Source organism: Methylobrevis pamukkalensis, assembly GCF_001720135.1.
In the GTDB taxonomy this organism is placed as follows: Bacteria; Pseudomonadota; Alphaproteobacteria; order Rhizobiales; family Pleomorphomonadaceae; genus Methylobrevis; species Methylobrevis pamukkalensis.
Genome location: NZ_MCRJ01000092.1, coordinates 1 through 18,550, shown reverse-complemented (window position 1 = coordinate 18,550; position 18,550 = coordinate 1). Strand labels below are relative to the sequence as shown.

The window sequence follows — 18,550 nt, the reverse complement described above, 5'->3', positions numbered from 1 at the left end:
CAGCCGGGAGCCGGCGTGCCGAATGGTCGGGCTTTCCGGACCGTGGCGCGCCGTCGAGGGTGCGCACCTCCCGAACCCGGAAACACACCCCCGGCCGCAGACATGAAAACGGCGGCCCAGGGCCGCCGCATCGTGGTCAGGTGTCTCTTTCGCACGCCGCAGGGTCAACCTGCCGGTTCATCGCCCGGCGCAAGCCGGACGATGCTGCTGTGACTGCGAAACCGACAGGTCGCTCAGTCCTCGATCTCGATCGCGACGGCCTCACGGCCCTTCGGCGTCTCGACGATCTTCATGGACACGCGCTGGCCATCGTCCAGATGGGCAAGACCGGCCGACTGCAGCACGGAGATGTGGATGAACACATCCTTGCCGCCGTCTTCACCGGCCACGAAGCCGAAGCCCTTCTCCGGGTTGAACCACTTGACGGTGCCGTCGAGATGGGTCGCGCTGGACAGGTCCACGGTGCGACGGGGCGCACGCGGTGCACCACCGCCGAAGCCGCCACCACCGCCACCGTAGCCGCCACCACCGCCGCCGCCGAAGCCGCCGCTGCGCGGAGCGCCAGCGCCGAAGCCACCCGGACGGGGGCCGCGCGCGGGCTCGACAGCCGTGCTCTCGTCAACGTCGATGATCTTGACGACCTGCTTGCCCTTGGCGCCCTGGGCGACCTGGACCTTCAGCGTCGCACCGGGGGAGACCGTCTCGCGGCCGACCGCCTGAAGCGCACCGATATGCAGGAAGGCGTCGCCCGACCCGTCGGAAAGGGCGGTGAAACCGAACCCCTTCTCCGGATTGAACCAGGACACCTTGGCATCGACGACCGGACCGGCCATCGGAGCCTGATCGAAAGAGGGGGCGCCGAACGAGCGCTGCGGTCGCTCGCTCCGCATCTCGAAAGGAGACGGCACGTCGTCATCGAAGCCGCCGCGACGACGCGGCTGGCGAAAGTCCTTACCCTTACCCATTCTGTAGTCTCGTCTCCGCCATCCTAGAGCCACGCCGCCGTACAACCGGAGAAATGTTCGTCGGCGTCAAATGTCCAGAGCTTTTCCAGATGCTTCATTCCCGTAAGGCCTCTCAAGCCGCAACGCCTGACGTCAACAGGGCCGAGTGACATGAAGAACCGCTCCAAGGACATCTTTAGCACAAGTCCCGGCCGGAAACGTCACGCTTTTTTGACGAATGCCGCCGGAAAGCCGAATTTTTTTGCCGAGACTGGTGTCCCGATGACTGAGTTGCCGCCCGAAATTGCACTCTGTTATGAAAATAAGCGCTCGGCACCCGGCGAATTCCGCAATGCTCCGTAATATCGAATACAAAGACACATTCGTCTGACGAACTGAACGACCCTTTCCTCCGGTCCTGCGAAGCCCGTGCCGTCTCATCCGCTCCAGATCCTCCTTCTTGCGCTCGTGGTCGTCGTTGCGTCCGCGCTGCTGGCGCGCGAGCTGCCGACCGAGGTCGATCTGGCCCCCCTGCGTGCGGAGATCGAGCGCCTCGGGCGCCTCGCGGGCATTGCGCCCGTGCCCGACGATGTCCCGGCCGAGCCGTCGTCTCCCGCGAATGCCCTGCCCGACCCCCTCGCCGGTCTCGACGCCGCCGCGCGCGCGATCGCGACCGACGCGACGGTCTCGGAACGCCGCTTCCATCTCGTCGCCGCGCAGCGCCCGGCCGCCTTCTGCGCCGCCCTGCGCGACGCCGGCCTGCCGATGTCGGGCTGGGAGGTCGCCGCGCTGTCGCCGAAGGCCGGTCTCTGCACATCGGAGGTGATCGCGGTCGGCGACCCCGCGCCGATGCCGCCCGTTCCCGTTCCGAGCCCCGTCGACGCGGCCTCCGATCCGGCCGACCCGGGTTCGGCAGGCCCGGATGCGGCGGACATCGAGGATCCGGATCTCGAGGACGAGGCGTTCACGCCGCCCGCGCCGCTGCCGAGCAGCCTGTTCATCGTCGTGCAGGGCCCGGCCAACGGTGACCTCGACCGCATCCGGATCAAGATGAACATCGAGAACACGGCGACCTCGCGCGACACGCGAAAGCGGATGCAGGAGATCACCCGCCTCGTGTTTGCCACGCTGCGCTGGCCGGAGGTGCCGGGCCTTGCCCGCGCCATCGACAATCTCGATCCGTTCGAGCGCGACTGGAAGGGCGTGCGCGTGCGCTTCAGCCGCGAAAGGGGCGACGTGCCCCGCTTCAACCTCGTGCTCGCGCCCCGCCCGCCGGCGGCGGCCTCGTCGCGGGACGTTTCGCGGTTCCGTCCGGCTGACCCGCGCAGCGCGCGGGAGAGCCTGACGAAGGCCTTCATCCGTGGTATCGCCAGCGCATGATCCCGTCGTCCGGATCGGCATTCGCCGATCAGATCATGCAACGGTTCTTGCCGCAGCGGCGCGGCGTAATCTTGCTCGCCTCTGGCGGCGGTACAGGGTCACACCGAGCGGGCTGGCTAAATCCTCATGGGTAACCATCATCACTGCGACGTCGTCTTCGTCACCCGCGCCCCCGCCAGAGGATTCGACGTCGATCGCGTGCAAGCTGGCCTTGGCGGCACCGAGATCGCCACCCTCAATCTTGCATCGGCTCTTGCGGAAAAGGGGCTGAACGTCGTCTGGCTCAATCCGACGGAGCGAACCGTGCGCAGCGGCGGCATCACCTCCGCACCGCTCGCTGCCATCGACGGCATGCTGGCCGGCCATGTTGTTTCGTCCAACGATGCGCGGATCTTCGATCGCTGCGCGCCGACCATCGGCCGCAAGATCTACTGGATGCACAATCCGCTGAATTTCGAGAAGTCGCTGCGCAAGGGCCAGGCCCTGCCTCTGCTGCGTCACAGTCCGCACGGCGTCTTCGTCGGGGAGGTCCTCGCCCGGCGGCAGCGCTACTATCCGTTGTTCCGCTCCCGAACTGTGATCGGCCACGGCGTGGCCGACATCTTCACGCCGCAGGACAGATCCCCCCCGCCTCCCGTTGCCGTCTGGATCTCCAGTCCGCATCGCGGGCTCGAGGCGACGCTCCGGCTCTGGGTTGACCGCATCGCGCCAAAGGTGCCGGGCGCCCGCTTCCAGATTCTCAGCGACCGCCCCCTACCCGGCGGCATCCCAGCGGGGACGCTTGCGGCGGCGGGAGTCGCGATCTCGCCGCGCACGTCGCAGGCCGGGGTCGCGGCGGTTCTTTCGCAGGCGCGGATCATGATCTATCCGGGATATGAGGACGAGACCTTCTGCATCGCCGCCGCCGAGGCCATCTGTTCGGGCGCGCCCCTTGTCACCCGCGGCATCGGATCGCTCGCCGAACGGGTCCGCGACGGCGAGACCGGATTCCTGTGCGAGACCGAGGACGGCGTCTGCGAAGCCGCGGTCCGTCTTCTCAACGACGACCCGCTCTGGCTGGCGATGCAGCCCTTCTGCCGGGCGGAGCGGGAGCGACTGCGGTGGAGTTCTGTGGCCGACCGCTGGATCGCCTGTCTCGACGGGCGGGGTGGAAGAGAAGACTGAAACGCGGGCGCAATCCCCGACGATTGCGGGCGCGCAGGAGAAAGAACGACCGATGCGACACGCACCGAAGTGGCGGGCCTTTCTGCCGACGGGCCGGGAAATGCGCTTCGGCGCCCTGAAGGCAGCCGCTGGCCTGCTGCCCGCCGTCGCCGCGCGCTACAACGTCCACGTCACATCCTGCGACTGGCAGGCCGCGGCATCGGGTCCGTTGATCGTCGCCCAGCGACGGTCCGAGAGACCGCTGACCGAAATCGGGGCGGGCGCCTTCGCTCTTGAACGGGCCTCGCAGGACGGATTTCGCCCGGAGGCGATCTGGACCTTCGAGATCGGCGCGTCAAGGGGGCGACCGTGCTCGGCAACACCGGCCAGGCGGTCGCCTCCAGGGTGGATCGGGGCGGGGCAGGCGGGGTCCTGACCGCCATCGACCGAAACACGTCGAAACCATCCCGTCTGTCGACCCGGCGCATCGAGGGCGCGGCCGTCAACTTCCTCCATCACCGGGACGGCGTCAGCAACTATTACCACTATCTCGCCGAACGCTGCGTGGTGATGGCCGAGGTTCTCGGCCTCGTCACCGACGAGGCGCCGAACCTCACCCTGCTGACCCGGGAGGGAATGGCCGGCATCGAGCAGATCTATCTGAACCAGATTCTCCGACGCTTTCCCGGCGTGCGCGTCCAGACCGTGGCACCGACCGAAAAGATTGTCTGCGACCAGTTGTTCCAGCACAGGGTCAGGCGCAACAGCGGCTTCCGTTCTCCGCCGACCGCCGCCAGTCTCACGGCCGTGGCCGACACCTTCGAGTCGGCCTATGGCCTGGCTCCTCCCGCCCCGCCTCATCGCCGGCTTCTCGTTTCGCGCGAGGACGCCAGGATCCGCCGCCTTGTCGGAGAGGACGCGCTTATGACGGCTCTTGCGCCGCTCGGTTTCGAACGCATCTGCCCCGGGCAGCTTGCCCACGAGGCACAGATCGCCCTGTTCCGGGAGGCCGCATGGGTGATCGGCGCCCATGGGGCAGGGCTCACGAACCTCATGTTCATGCCTGCCGGCGGCCGGGTCATCGAGATCTTCAGCGAGGACTACTGCCAGGGCGCCTACATGTGGCTCAGCCATCTCCGCCAGCTCGACTACACGCCCGTGGTCACGTCCACCATGGGCGCCCACCAGACGATCACGCTCAGCGCCGCCGACATCGAGGCGATCCGCCGCCTCGTTGCCGACTGACGGGGCCTGGGCCCTGCCTCACCCCATGTCGCATCCGTACAAGCGGCAGGCCGAAATCCTCTGTGCGCGGGGGGCTCGACTCTGAAACACTTCCGCGATTGACACAGGTGACCGGTGGCACAGGGAACCGGCGTCACGGATGGTCGGGGCCAGGCGGCAGGGGCGACGATGCAGAAGTTCTCAGGCCTTTCTCTCCTGAAGCGCGCCTTCGGCGGGCATCAGGCTGGCAGAAACAGTGGCGTTCGCCCGAGCCGAAGGCAGCCTATGACGTGATCATCGTCGGCGCCGGCGGCCACGGCCTTGCCACCGCCTACTATCTCGCAACGGTCCACGGCATCACCAACGTGGCGGTGCTGGAGAAGGGCTGGCTCGGCGGCGGCAACACCGGCCGCAACACCACGATCGTGCGCTCCAACTACCTGTTCGACGAAAGCGCCGGGCTCTACGACCACGCGGTCAAGCTCTGGGAAGGGCTGAGCCAGGAGCTCAATTACAACGTGATGTTCTCGCAGCGCGGCGTGCTGATGCTCGCCCACAACATCCACGACGTGCAGAGCTTCAAGCGCCATGTCCACGCCAACCGGCTGAACGGCGTCGACAACGAGTGGCTGACGGCGGAAGAGTGCCGCGACTTCTGCCCGCCGCTCAACATCGATGCCTCCACCATGCGCTATCCGGTGCTCGGCGGGGCGTTGCAGCGGCGCGCCGGCACCGCCCGTCATGACGCGGTCGCCTGGGGCTATGCCCGCGGCGCCGACGCCCGCGGCGTCGACATCATCCAGAACTGCGCGGTGACCGGCATCCGCCGCGGCCCGGACGGCGCCGTCACCGGCGTCGAGACCTCGAGGGGCTTCATCGGGGCGAAGAAGGTCGGCGTGGTCGCCGCCGGCAACACCTCGGTGGTGATGGCGATGGCCGGGCAGCGCATGCCGCTGGAAAGCTATCCGCTGCAGGCGCTGGTGTCGGAACCGATCAAGCCGATCTTCCCCTGCGTGGTGATGTCCAACACCATCCACGCCTACATCTCCCAGTCCGACAAGGGCGAGCTCGTGATCGGCGCCGGCACGGACGCCTACACGAGCTACACCCAGCGCGGCGCCCTGCACATCACCACCCACACGCTCGACGCCATCTGCGAGTTGTTCCCGATGTTCCGGCGCATGCGCATGCTGCGCAACTGGGGCGGCATCGTCGACGTCACCCCCGACCGCTCGCCGATCATCGCCAAGACCGGGGTCTCCGGCCTCTACGTCAACTGCGGCTGGGGCACCGGCGGCTTCAAGGCGACGCCGGGCTCGGGACATGTCTTCGCCCACACGATCGCCAAGGACGAGCCGCATCCGATCAACGCGCCCTTCACCATCGACCGCTTCCGCGACGGCTTCCTCATCGACGAGGCCGCCGCCGCGGCCGTGGCGCACTGAGGGGAGGATTTCATGCTGATCATCGCCTGCCCCTACTGCGGCCCCCGCCCCGAACTCGAATTCCGCTACGGCGGCGAGGCGCATGTGGCCCGCCCCGTCGACCCGTCGACCCTTTCGGACGAGGACTGGGGCGCCTTCCTCTACCAGCGCGCCAACCCGCGCGGCCTCCACGCCGAGCGCTGGCGGCACGTGCACGGCTGCGGGCGCTTCTTCAACGCCCTGCGCGACACCACGACCGACTTCTTCGCCGCCACCTACGAGACCGGCACGCCGCGCCCCGCGGGCACGCCTGCCGACGGGGAGACCAGCCGATGAGCGGCGCCTTTCGCCTGCCCTCCGGCGGACGGATCGACCGTTCGCGCCCGGTCCGCTTCACCTTCGACGGCCGTGACTGCAGGGGCTTTGCCGGCGACACGCTGGCCTCGGCGCTTTTGGCCGAAGGCCGGCACCTGATCGGCCGGTCGTTCAAGTATCACCGGCCGCGCGGGTTTCTCTCGGCCGGGTCCGACGAGCCCAACGCCCTCGTCGGCGTCGGCCGCGACGAGGCCCATTACACGCCGAACCTGCGCGCCACCCAGGTGGAGCTTTACGACGGCCTCGTCGCCGAGAGCCAGAACCGCTGGCCCTCGCTCGACCTCGACGTCGGCGGGATCAACAACCTGCTCGCGCCGCTGCTGCCGGCCGGCTTCTACTACAAGACCTTCATGTGGCCGAAGAAGGCGTGGACCTCCTTCTACGAGCCGAAGATCCGCGCCGCCGCCGGCCTCGGCCGCTCGCCGGGCGCCGCCGACGCCGACCGCTACACCCAGCATTACGCCCATTGCGAGGTGCTGGTGGTGGGCGGCGGCCCGGCCGGCCTTGCCGCGGCACTCGCCGCCAGCGACAGCGGCCAGCGCGTCGTGCTCTGCGACGAGCAGGCCGAATTCGGCGGCTCGCTGCTCAGCGAACGCCAGGCGATGATCGAGGGCCTGCCGGCCGCCGAATGGGCCGGGCAGGCGGCGGCGGAGCTTGCCGCGCGCGCCAATGTCACGCTGCTGACCCGCACCACCGCCTTCGGCTATTTCCCGCACAACATGATCGGCCTGTGCGAACGGGTGACCGACCATCTCGGCGTCGCCGATCCGCGCCTGCCGCGCGAGCGGCTGTGGCAGTTGCGGGCAAGGGAGGTCGTGATCTGCGCCGGCGCCCACGAGCGGCCGATCGTGTTCCCGGACAACGACCGCCCCGGCATCCTGCTGGCCGAGGCCGGCCGCACCTATGTCAACCGCTATGCGGTGCAGCCGGGGACGCGGGCGGTGGTGTTCACCGCCACCGATTCGGCCTACCGCGCCGCGCTCGACCTCAGGGCCGCCGGCATCAAGGTGGCAGCGATCGCCGACCTGCGGCCCGAGGCCAACGGTCCGTGGCCGACGATGGCGCGCAAGGCCGGCATCGACGTGCGCACCGGTACCAGCGTGACCGGCACCAGCGGCCGGCTGCGGATCCGGCAGGCGCAGCTTGCGCCGATCCGCGCCGACGGTTCGGTCGGCACGTCCGAGCCGGTCGCCTGCGACCTCCTGCTGATGTCCGGCGGCTTCACGCCCTCGGTCCATCTCTTCTCCCAGTCGCGCGGCAAGCTTGCCTGGAACGCCAACCTCGGCGCCTATCTGCCGGATGTCTCGGTGGAGGCCGAGCGGTCGGCCGGCGCCTGCCGCGGCGTCTACGGCCTCGAGGCCGTGCTCGCCGACGGCTTTGCGCAGGGCGCCGCCGCGGCGCGCGCGGCCGGCGGGACGACCTCGCCGGTACGCGGCCTTGCCGTGAAGGCCACCGACTGCGGCCACGACGCTTCATCGGCGCGGCGCCCCACAGCCGCAATCGCCTGTTCGCCAAGGCCTTCGTCGACTGGCAGAACGACGTCACCGCCAAGGACATCAAGCTTGCCACCCGCGAGGGCTTCCAGTCGATCGAGCACATCAAGCGCTACACGACGACCGGCATGGCCACCGACCAGGGCAAGACCTCGAACATGAACGCGCTCGGCATCGTGTCGGACGCGCTGGGCAAGCCGGTCACGGAGATCGGCCTCACCACCTTCCGCCAGCCCTACACGCCGACCACCTTCGGCATCTTCGCCGGCCATTCGCGCGCCGACCTGTTCGATCCGGTCCGCCGCACGCCGATCCACGGCTGGGCCGAGGCGAACGGCGCGGTGTTCGAGGACGTGGCGCTGTGGAAGCGCGCCCACTACTTCCCGCAGGCCGGCGAGGACATGCATGCCGCGGTGGACCGCGAATGCCTCGCGGTGCGCCGCTCGGTCGGCATCTTCGACGCGTCGACACTCGGCAAGATCGAGGTCGTCGGTCCGGATGCCGCCGAATTCCTCAACCGCATGTATGTGAACCCGTGGTCGAAGCTGGCGCCCGGCCGGCTGCGCTACGGCATCATGCTGCGCGAGGACGGCTTCGTCACCGACGACGGCGTCGTCGGGCGGATGGCGGACGACCGCTTCCACGTCACCACCACCACCGGCGGCGCGCCGCGCGTGCTGCAGATGATGGAGGACTATCTGCAGACCGAGTGGCCGGACCTCGACGTCTGGCTGACCTCGACCACCGAACAGTGGGCGGTGATCGCGGTGCAGGGGCCGAATGCGCGCAAGGTGCTGGAGCCGCTGGTCGAGGGGATCGACCTTTCGGCCGCGGCGATGCCGCACATGAGCGTCAAGGAAGGCCGGATCTGCGGCGTCCCGACCCGGCTGTTCCGGGTGTCCTTCACCGGCGAACTCGGCTTCGAGGTCAACGTGCCGGCCGATCACGGCCGGGCGGTGTGGGAGGCGATCGTTGCCGCCGGCGCGCCCTTCGGCATCACGCCCTACGGCACCGAGACCATGCACGTGCTGCGCGCCGAAAAGGGCTACATCATCGTCGGCCAGGAGACCGACGGCACGGCGACGCCGGACGATGTCGGCCTCGCCTGGGCGGTCGGCAAGGCCAAGAATGACTTCGTCGGCAAGCGCTCGCTGGCGCGGGCCTCGATGGCGGACCCGATGCGCAAGCAGCTCGTCGGCCTCCTCACCCACGATCCGAAGACCGTGCTGGAGGAAGGCGCGCAGATCGTCGTCGATCCCGCCGCCCCCGTGCCGATGCCGATGGTCGGCCACGTCACGTCGTCCTATCACAGCGCGGTGCTCGGCCGCTCGATCGCCCTTGCCGTCGTGAAGGGCGGACGGGCGCGAATGGGCGAGACCCTGCATGTGCCGATGCCCGGCGGCACGATCGCCGTCACCGTCACCGACCCGGTGTTCTACGACCCGAAGGGAGAGCGCCTCGATGGCTGATCTTTCGACGATGCGCACGCCTGCGATCGAAGCTCTCGTCACCGCCTCGCCGGCCTCGCACCTTGCCGCCCTCACGGCATTGCCGCCGCGCACCCGCTTCTCCTTCCGCGGCCGTCCGGCGGCGGTGACGGCCTTCGGTACCGTCCTCGGCTTCGACCTGCCGCAGGTGGCCTGCCGCTTTGCCGAGGACGGCGCGCGCCGCGCGCTGTGGCTCGGTCCGGACGAGTGGCTGGTGACGCTGCCGGACCGAGAGGCCACCGCCTTCGCAGGGGCCGCCGCCACGGCGCTCGCCGGCCTGCCGTCGAGCCTCGTCGACGTCTCGCAGCGCAGCCTCGCCCTCGCCGTCTCCGGCCCGATGGCGGCGCGGATCATCAACGCCGGCTGCCCGCTCGATCTGTCGCCGGATGCCTTCCCGGTGGGCATGTGCACCCGCACGCTGCTCGGCAAGGCCGAGATCGTGCTGTCGCGCACGGATGAGGCCCGCTTCGAGATCGACGTCTGGCGCTCGTTTGCCGACTATGTCTGGCGCCTGCTGGAAGAGGCACGCCGGGAGTTCGTCTGAGCCCCGGCCGGTCGGCCTTTCCGGAACAATTCCACATTCCGGCCCGCAAATTGCTGTAGATTGCCGACATCGTGTTGCAACGGCACGACACCGACATTCAGCAGGGCGGACGGAAGGCGGGACGGATGAAGCCGGTCGAGCGGACAGGCACAGCGGGAGTTCAGGCCGGAACGCGGACCATGACGGTCGGCTTCCTGCTGGCCAACCATTTCACGCTCTCGGCCTTCTCGCTGTTCGTCGATCATCTGCGGCTTGCTGCCGACGACGGGGATCGCTCCCGCCCGATTCTCGCCCGCTGGCACGTGATGGCGGCGCGGCCCGAGCCGATCCGGGCCAGCTGCGGCATCGCCGTCTCGCCCACCGCCGGCCTGCTCGATCCCACCCGCTTCGACTATATCGTCGTGATCGGCGGCCTGCTGCACGCCGGACAGGCCTTCGACGCCGACACGATCGCCTATCTGCACCGGGCGGCGGCCGCGAACATTCCGCTTGTCGGCGTGTGCACCGGCAGCTTCGTGCTTGCCCGCGCCGGGCTGATGACCGGGCGCAAGTGCTGCGTCTCCTGGTATCACTACCAGGACTTCCTCGACGAATTCCCGCACCATGCCCCGGTCGCCGACCGGCTCTACGTGATCGACGGCGACCGCATCACCTGCGCCGGCGGCGGCGGCACCGCCGACCTGGCCACCCATCTGATCGAGCGCCACATCGGCCGCTCCGTTGCCCAGAAGAGCCGGCACGTGCTGCTGCTCGACCGGGCGCGCGGCGCCGGCGAAGCCCAGCCGCACCCGCCCGTGGCCGAACAGGTGGCCGACGAGCGCGTGCGCCGGGCGCTGCTGCTGATGGAGCAGAACATCGCGACGCCGCTGCCGATCGCCGACATCGCCCGCCGGCTGCGGGTCTCGACCCGGCAGCTCGAGCGCCTGTTCCAGACCGTGCTGGGCCAGCGGCCGGCCGAATTCTATCGCCAGCTGCGGCTGCGCTACGCCCGCTTCCTGCTCGACACCACCGACCGCTCGGTGACGGCGATCGCGCTCGACGCGGGCTTTTCCGACTGCGCCCATTTCTCGCGGCAGTTCAAGGCGCTGCACGGCTTCACGCCCTCGAACTCCCGGCTGATGCCGCCGGAGGAAATCCCGTCGGCGCTCGCCGGCCAGAGGGTGTTCGGCTAGGCTTCACGAGAGGCGCAGGCTATGTCGCACGCGGACCGCGCCATGTCGCATTCAGCCAAGTCTCGGGGTCCGGCGCGACCCATTCTGACCTGATGACGCGGCGCGCGGGGGACGATCGTCGCCCGGCGCACGGGATGGAGACCTCCCATGCTCGACGTGACCCAGACCCCTCTGAAGGCCCTCCTGAAACGTCGCCGGCCCGGCTACTGCCTCGAGGCGCCCTTCTACACGTCCCCCGAGATTTTCGCCGCCGACATGGAGACGATCTTCCAGCGCCACTGGATCTTCGTTGCCGTCGAGGCCGACGTGCCGGAGCCGGGCGACAGCACCGTCGTCGACATCGGTGGAACCTCGGTCGTGATCGTGCGCGACGACGACATGAACGTGGTCGCCTTCCACAACGTCTGCCGCCATCGCGGCGCGCGGCTCGTGCACGACTACAAGACCTCGGTCGGCAACCTCGTCTGCCGCTACCACGCCTGGACCTACGGCCTCGACGGGCAGCTTCTCTACGCCGAGCATATGGGCGACCATTTCGACACCGCCTGCCACGGCCTCAAGAAGGTGCACATCCGCTCGCTGGAAGGCCTGCTGTTCCTCTGCCTTGCCGACGAGCCGCCGGCCGACTTCGACGTGATGGCCGACCTGATGACGCCCTATCTCGCCCCCCACGACCTGCGCAACACCAAGGTCGCCTTCGAGATGGACATCATCGAGCCGGGCAACTGGAAGCTGACGATGGAGAACAACCGCGAGTGCTATCACTGCGCGGGCAACCATCCGGAACTGACCGTGCCGCTGTTCGCCGAGGGCTTCGGCTTTGCCCCCGAACAGCTGGACGAGGCCGGCCGGCAGCAGGCCGAGCGCTACGCCTGCCTCGTCAACGACAATCACGGCGCCTGGGAGGCCTCGGGCTTTCCCTCGCGCTGCCTCGAACATCTCGACGACATGGTGACGGGCTTCCGCACCGAGCGCCTGCCGCTCGACGGCGACGCGGAATCCCACACGCTCGACACCAAGGCGGCCTGCCGCAAGCTGCTCGGCCGGTTCAACGACCCGAAGTCCGGCGCGCTGCATTTCTGGACCCAGCCCAACAGCTGGCATCATTTCATGGCCGACCACGCGGTGACCTTCGCGGTGTTCCCGATCGACGCCGAGCATTCCCTGCTGCGCACCAAGTGGCTGGTCCACAAGGACGCGGTCGAGGGCGTCGACTATGACGTGGAGAACCTGAAGGCCGTCTGGGTCGCCACCAACGACCAGGACTCGACGCTGGTCGGCTATTGCCAGACCGGCGCGCGCAGCCCGGCCTACGAGCCCGGCCCCTACTCGCCGCACACCGAGATGCTGGTGGACAAGTTCTGCAACTGGTACGTCGGCCGCATGACCGACGCCCACGGCGCCTGAGCGAAGGACTGCGTGATGACCGACGCCGTGGCCGGGTTCCTCGACCCCGCACTGCCGCTGTGGGACCCGGAGGCGGACGATGTGCTGGTCGTGCGCCAGGTTCGCGACGAGACCCGCGACGTTCGGACCTTCGTGATGTCGCCGCGCGAGCCGCGGCGCTTTTCCTACCGTCCCGGCCAGTTCCTGACCCTGGAGCTGACCCTCGGCGGCGAGACGATCAACCGCTGCTACACCATCTCCTCGGCGCCGACCCGGCCGGGGACGGTGTCGATCACGGTCAAGCGGGTGCCGGGCGGGCCGGTCTCCAACCACCTGCACGACACGCTGAAGGTCGGCTCCGAGATCCGCGCCGTCGGGCCGATGGGCGACTTCACCTTCGTGGAGCATCCCGCCCGCAAGTATCTGTTCCTTTCGGGCGGCAGCGGCATCACCCCGCTGATGTCGATGGCCCGCAGCCTGCACGACCTCTCCGACCCGCGCGACGTGGTGTTCGTGCATGCGGCCCGCTCGCCGGCCGACATCATCTTCCGCAACGAGCTGGAGCTGATGGCGCGCAACATGGCCGCCTTCCGCTTTGCGCCCGTGTGCGAGGCGGATGCGGCGGCCGAGCGCTGGACCGGCTATGGCGGCCGGCTGAGCCTGCCGATGCTGAAGCTGATCGCTCCCGACCTGATGGAGCGCGAGGTGTTCGTCTGCGGCCCCGCGCCGTTCATGGCGGCAGTGCGCGCCATGCTCACCGAGGCCGGCTTCGACATGGCCCGCCACCACGAGGAGAGCTTCGACTTCGGCGAGCTCGCCCGCGCCGAGCCTGAGGTGGCGGCCGAGGTCGAGGCGGCGGTGGACACGGGGGTGAAGACCTACCGGGTCGAGTTCACGAAGTCGAAGAAGGTGATCGAGGTCGCCGAGGACGCCTTCATCCTCGAGACCGCCCGCAAGGCCGGCATGCGCCTGCCCGCCTCCTGCACCAAGGGCATGTGCGGCACCTGCAAGTCGAAGGTCGTGTCCGGCAGCGTCGACATGAAACACGCCGGCGGCATCCGCCAGCGCGAGATCGACCAGGGCATGGTCCTGATCTGCTGCTCGCGGCCGACGAGCGATCTGGTGATCGAGAAGTAGAGGGTTGGGGGTGGGTTGAAGGGACACGCGGAGCCTGTCGCTCACCCCCCTCCCTGTCCCTCCCCCACAAGGGGGGAGGGACGCAAGATGCACCGGCCGTCGTCTCGCGAGAGTTCGGTTCGGCGAGAGGGGAGCAGGGAAGGAAGGCATCGCCTTCATCGTCCCCTCCCCCTTGTGGGGGAGGGACAGGGAGAGGGGTAGGCCACGACCCCGGCGCGATTGGCCGATAGCCTCGCACGTATCGAAACCACCAAGGATCCCGCCCATGCGCCCGACCATCTTCCTTCTCGCCCTCCTCCTCGCCGGCTGCTCGGCCGGCGTCGGGGTCGGCACCGCCACCGTGACCTCCGCGCCGGACGGAACGGTGACCGCGACCGGAAACGCCTATGGCTGCGGCGTGGCCGTGCCCGGCGGCCCGCCGCGCGCCGGCTGCGCGCCCGCGGCCGGGCGGATGGTGGTCACGCCCTGAGGGCTTTGCGGGCGGCGGGACACAGACCGAATTCGAGACCAGAGCGGGGGACCATCAGGCACCCCACCAGACCCACGGACACCGACGATGATCGCCAACGCCGACGCTCTCCTGAAACCGCTGACGATCAAGGGCCTGACCATCCGCAACCGGGTGATGTCGACCTCGCACGCCCCCGGCTACGGCAAGGACGGCAAGCCGCAGGAGCGATACCAGCTCTATCACGCGGAAAAGGCGAAGGGCGGCATCGGCCTGACCATGTTCGGCGGCTCGTCGTCGGTGGCGCTCGACAGCCCGGCGGCACCGTGGAACCAGATCTCGGTCGCCGACGACAGCGTGATCCCGTATTTCCAGCAGTTCGCCGAGCGGGTCCATGAGCACGGCGCCAAGCTGATGATCCAGCTCACCCACATGGGCCGGCGCACCAAGTGGGACACCGAGAACTGGTTCCCCACGGTCTCGGCCTCGGCGATGCGCGAGCCGGCGTCGCGCACGGTGCCCAAGGCGCTGGAGAAGGCCGAGATCCGCCGCATCGTCCGCGATTTCGCCGCCGCCGCCCGGCGCTGCAAGGAGGGCGGGCTCGACGGCTTCGAGATTTCCGCCGCCCACGGCCATCTCGTCGACCAGTTCTGGTCGCCGAGTTCCAACATCCGCACGGACGAGTATGGCGGCAGCCTCGAGAACCGGATGCGCTTCGGCATCGAGGTGCTGACCGCCATGCGCGAGGCGGTCGGCGACGACTATGTGATGGGCATGCGCATGTCCGGCGACGAGATGCTGGCCGGCGGCCTCTCGCACGAGGACTGCGTGGCGATCGCCTCGGAATACGCCCGCCGCGGCCTCGTCGACTTCCTCAACGTGATCGGCGGCCAGGCGCGCGACCACATCGCCCATGCCATCTCGCTGCCGAACATGTCCTTTCCCGTGGCGCCGTTCCTGTCGCTGGCAAGCGCGATCAAGCGCGAGGTGGACGTTGCCGTATTCCACGCCCAGCGGGTCACGGATCTGGCCACCGGCGCGCGGGCCGTTGCCGAGGGCCACGTGGACATGATCGCCATGACCCGCGCCCACATCGCCGACCCGCATCTCGTCAAGAAGCTGTCGGAGGGCCGGGCCGACGACATCCGCCAGTGTGTCGGCGCCGGCTACTGCATCGACCGCATCTATGTGGGCGGCGACGCGCTCTGTATCCAGAATGCGGCGACCGGGCGCGAGGCGACGATGCCGCATGTGATCGCCAAGGCCGAGCGGCGGCGCAAGATCGTCGTCGTCGGCGCCGGCCCGGGCGGTCTGGAGGCGGCGCGGGTTGCCGCCGAACGCGGCCATGCGGTCGTCCTGTTCGAGAAGGACAAGCTGGTCGGCGGGCAGGTCAACATCGCCGCGAAGGCCACCTGGCGCGAGGCGCTGTCGGGCATCCCGCGCTGGCTGCATGGACAGGTGGTGAAGCAGGGCGTCGACCTGCGCCTCGGCGTCGCGGCAACCCCCGAGATGGTGCTGGCGGAAAGACCGGACGTGGTGATTCTCGCCACCGGCGGCCGCGCCTCGAAGGGCCACGCCAGGGGCGCCGACCGGATCGCCACCACCGCCGAGGTGCTGGCCGGGGATGTCGAACCGACCGGTACGGTGCTGGTCTACGACGAGATCGGCGGCCACAACGCCGCCTCGACGGCGGAAGTGCTGGCCAAGCGCGGCTGCCTCGTGGAGGTGGCGACCCACGACCGGATGGTCGCCGAGGAGGTCGGCACCACCAACCAGCCGATCCACATGCGCGAGCTCTACAAGCTCGGTGTGGTGATGACACCGAACATGGAGCTGATGGAGGTCTACCCCGAGGGCAACCGCCTCGTCGCCGTGCTGCGCAACACGATGACCGACGCCGAGGAGGAACGGCTCGTCGACCGGGTCGTCGCCGACTACGGCACCCTGCCGGTGGACACGCTCTACCGCGGGCTCGCCGAGGGTTCGGTCAACGAGGGCCTGACCGACCAGGCGGCCATCGTCGCCGGCCGGCCACAGCCGTGGGAGGACGGCAAGGGCTACCAGCTCCACCGCATCGGCGACGCACTGACCGGCCGCAACATCCACGCGGCGCTCTACGACGCGCTGCGGCTCGTCAAGGACATGTGAGGGGATGATGCGCCGGCTCGCTGGTCCTCTTCGTCTCATGGGTCTCGGTTCTTCGGGCGCAGGTTCCTTGCGCGCGGACTCGGCATGCGCGGCCTCCCCCTCTCCCTGTCCCTCCCCCTCCAGGGGGGAGGGGACGATGGAGGATAGGCAGGCGGTTCTCGCCGTCGTTTCGCCGTATCGAAGCCTCGGCTTTGCGAAGGCCGGTTCAATCCTGCGTCCCCTCCCCCTCGAGGGGGAGGGACAGGGGAGAGGGGGGCAGCGTCGGCGAGGTGTGAATACCCTCGCGACCGTAACAACACGCCGCGTCCGGCCATGACCCCCGCCACCCTCCTCCCCCTCGCCGTCCTCGGCTGGTGCTCGCCGCCCTTGCCACCGGCCTTGCCCGCGCCGCCGTCTGGCGCAAGGGACGAACGGCACGTGTCGACTGGGTCCACGGTCTTGCCGCCCTGCCGAAACGCTATCTCCACGACGTCCACGCCGTGGTGGCGCGAGACGGATATGCATCGAACATGCATATGCTGGTGGCCGGCGGCCTGCTCGGGGCGAGCCTGCTGACGCTCGCCGGCCTGCTGCCGCCGCTGGCAAGCAGCGGTCTTTTCTGGTCCTTCATTGCCCTTGCCTTCACCGTCATGCTGATCGGCGCGCTGATGGTCGGCGCGCGGCGCATTCCGGACCGGCCGAAACGCCTGTCCGGCGGGCGGTTCCAGATCCTGCCCTTCCTGCTGCTCGGCTATGCCTTCGGCGGGGCGCTGGCCGCGCTCGGCAATGCCATCAACCAGCCGGCGCTCGGCTGGCCGGGGCTCGCCGTCTTCGCGGTCTCTGGCGCCGGTCTCGCGGTCTTCCTCAACCACGGACCGATGCGGCACGCGCTGGCCGGCGCCCTGCACCTCGTCGCCCACCCGCGCGCCGGGCGGTTCGAGGGCTGGCGCGAGACCGCGCTGGTGCCGGTGGATCTCGACCGCGCCGACAAGCTCGGTGTCGAGACCCCGGCGGACTTTGCCTGGAACCGGCTGCTCGGCTTCGACGCCTGCATCCAGTGCGGCCGCTGCGAGACGGCGTGTCCGGCCTTTGCCGCCGGCCAGCCGCTCAACCCGAAGCGGCTGATCCAGGATCTCGTGGCCGCGACCTTTCCGGACACGCCCGCCTATGCGGGCAGCCCCTATCCGAACGCCCGCGCCGTCGACGGCGCCCGCGGCCTCCACGCCCCGATCATCGGCGAAGGCGCGATGATCCATCCCGATACGCTCTGGTCCTGCACCACCTGCCGGGCCTGCGTGGAGGAATGCCCGATGATGATCGAGCATGTGGACGCCATCGTCGATCTTCGCCGCTTCCAGACCATGGAGCTCGGCCGCCTGCCGGCCAAGGCGGCGGTGCCGCTGATCGAGATGCGCGCCAACGAGGAGCCGGGCGGCCGGCCGCTCGCCGCCCGCACCGATTTTGCGGCCGGCGCGGCCCTTCCCGTGATCGGTGCGGCTGGCTGCGACGTGCTGCTGTGGCTCGGCGAAGGCGCCTATGACCTGCGCTACGGCCGCAGCCTGCGGGCGCTGGTCAAGCTGCTGCATCTGGCCGGCGTCGACTTCGCGGTGCTCGGCGCCGAGGAGCGCGACTGCGGCGATCTCGCCCGCCGGCTCGGCGACGAGGCGACCTTCCAGGATCTCGCCCACGCCAACATCGCGGTGCTGAAGACGAAGCGATTCCGCAGGATCGTCACCGCCGATCCGCATGCGCTGCACGTGATCCGCAACGAATACCCGCCTTCGGCGGCCGTTTCGAAGTGATCCACCACACCGCCTTTCTGGAGGACTCGCCGCCGCCGGGCGGCTGGTGCCCGGCCGGCTGGAGGGCGCGGTCACCTATCACGACCCCTGCTATCTCGGCCGCTACAACGGCGAGACGGAAGCCCCGCGCCGGCTGCTCGACCGCATGGGCGTCGCACGCTTCGAGATGGAGCGCTCCGGCCGGCGCTCGATGTGCTGCGGCGGCGGCGGCGGCGCGCCGGTCTCCGACATTCCCGGCGACACCCGCATTCCCGACCTGCGCATGGGCCAGGCCGCGGCGACCGGGGCGACCACGGTCGCCGTTGCCTGCCCGATGTGTACGGCGATGCTGGAGGGCGTCACCGGCGAGCGGCCCGAGGTGCGGGACGTCGCCGAACTGCTGCTGATGGCGGTGGAATCCCGGCAGGAGGCGCGCGCATGAGCCGGCCCGCCGCGACCCGCGCGCCGAGAAGGACGCCCGCCGC

General features: G+C 69.4%; 11 protein-coding genes and 3 pseudogenes. 13 read left to right on the top strand and 1 reads right to left on the bottom strand.

The window, feature by feature from the left end; translation table 11 throughout:
- Window positions 1-233 precede the first annotated feature (233 nt).
- Entirely contained in the window at window positions 234-1,010 is a 777-nt protein-coding gene (locus A6302_RS25405; protein ID WP_342586286.1) for a cold-shock protein, read from the bottom strand.
- A 363-nt stretch (window positions 1,011-1,373) separates the two neighbouring features.
- On the opposite strand from A6302_RS25405, the gene A6302_RS14705 reads away from it, so the two are divergent.
- The 13 genes and pseudogenes from A6302_RS14705 (at window position 1,374) to A6302_RS14645 (ending at window position 18,507) form a co-directional block, all read left to right on the top strand.
- Window positions 1,374-2,324: a DUF6030 family protein gene (locus A6302_RS14705; RefSeq protein ID WP_069307675.1), complete on the top strand. Its 951-nt coding sequence runs from the start codon at window positions 1,374-1,376 to the stop codon at window positions 2,322-2,324.
- Between the two features lie 126 nt (window positions 2,325-2,450).
- On the top strand, window positions 2,451-3,488 hold the full coding sequence (locus tag A6302_RS14700; RefSeq protein ID WP_069307674.1) for a glycosyltransferase family 4 protein: 1,038 nt from the start codon (window positions 2,451-2,453) through the stop codon (window positions 3,486-3,488).
- A 348-nt stretch (window positions 3,489-3,836) separates the two neighbouring features.
- Window positions 3,837-4,712, top strand: a complete 876-nt coding sequence (locus A6302_RS14695; protein WP_069307673.1) for a glycosyltransferase family 61 protein — start codon at window positions 3,837-3,839, stop codon at window positions 4,710-4,712.
- 168 nt (window positions 4,713-4,880) lie between these two features.
- A pseudogene (locus A6302_RS14690) lies at window positions 4,881-6,136 on the top strand (sarcosine oxidase subunit beta family protein).
- 12 nt (window positions 6,137-6,148) lie between these two features.
- Entirely contained in the window at window positions 6,149-6,451 is a 303-nt protein-coding gene (locus A6302_RS14685; RefSeq protein ID WP_069307672.1) for a sarcosine oxidase subunit delta, read from the top strand.
- A pseudogene (locus A6302_RS14680) lies at window positions 6,448-9,452 on the top strand (sarcosine oxidase subunit alpha family protein). Before A6302_RS14685 ends, A6302_RS14680 begins: the two are co-directional and overlap by 4 nt.
- A complete protein-coding gene (locus A6302_RS14675) occupies window positions 9,445-10,014 on the top strand; it encodes a sarcosine oxidase subunit gamma (RefSeq protein WP_069307671.1) in 570 nt (189 codons plus the stop codon). Before A6302_RS14680 ends, A6302_RS14675 begins: the two are co-directional and overlap by 8 nt.
- Window positions 10,015-10,193: 179 nt before the next feature.
- On the top strand, window positions 10,194-11,186 hold the full coding sequence (locus tag A6302_RS14670) for a GlxA family transcriptional regulator (RefSeq protein ID WP_083255795.1): 993 nt from the start codon (window positions 10,194-10,196) through the stop codon (window positions 11,184-11,186).
- A 147-nt stretch (window positions 11,187-11,333) separates the two neighbouring features.
- A complete protein-coding gene (locus A6302_RS14665) occupies window positions 11,334-12,593 on the top strand; it encodes an aromatic ring-hydroxylating oxygenase subunit alpha (RefSeq protein ID WP_069307669.1) in 1,260 nt (419 codons plus the stop codon).
- A 15-nt stretch (window positions 12,594-12,608) separates the two neighbouring features.
- Entirely contained in the window at window positions 12,609-13,709 is a 1,101-nt protein-coding gene (locus A6302_RS14660; protein ID WP_069307668.1) for an FAD-binding oxidoreductase, read from the top strand.
- Between the two features lie 265 nt (window positions 13,710-13,974).
- A complete protein-coding gene (locus A6302_RS14655) occupies window positions 13,975-14,178 on the top strand; it encodes a hypothetical protein (RefSeq protein WP_069307667.1) in 204 nt (67 codons plus the stop codon).
- A gap of 87 nt (window positions 14,179-14,265) precedes the next feature.
- A complete protein-coding gene (locus tag A6302_RS14650; protein ID WP_069307666.1) occupies window positions 14,266-16,305 on the top strand; it encodes an NADH:flavin oxidoreductase in 2,040 nt (679 codons plus the stop codon).
- Between the two features lie 350 nt (window positions 16,306-16,655).
- Window positions 16,656-18,507 (top strand): annotated as a pseudogene (locus A6302_RS14645) (DUF3483 domain-containing protein).
- The last annotated feature ends 43 nt before the right edge of the window (window positions 18,508-18,550 follow it).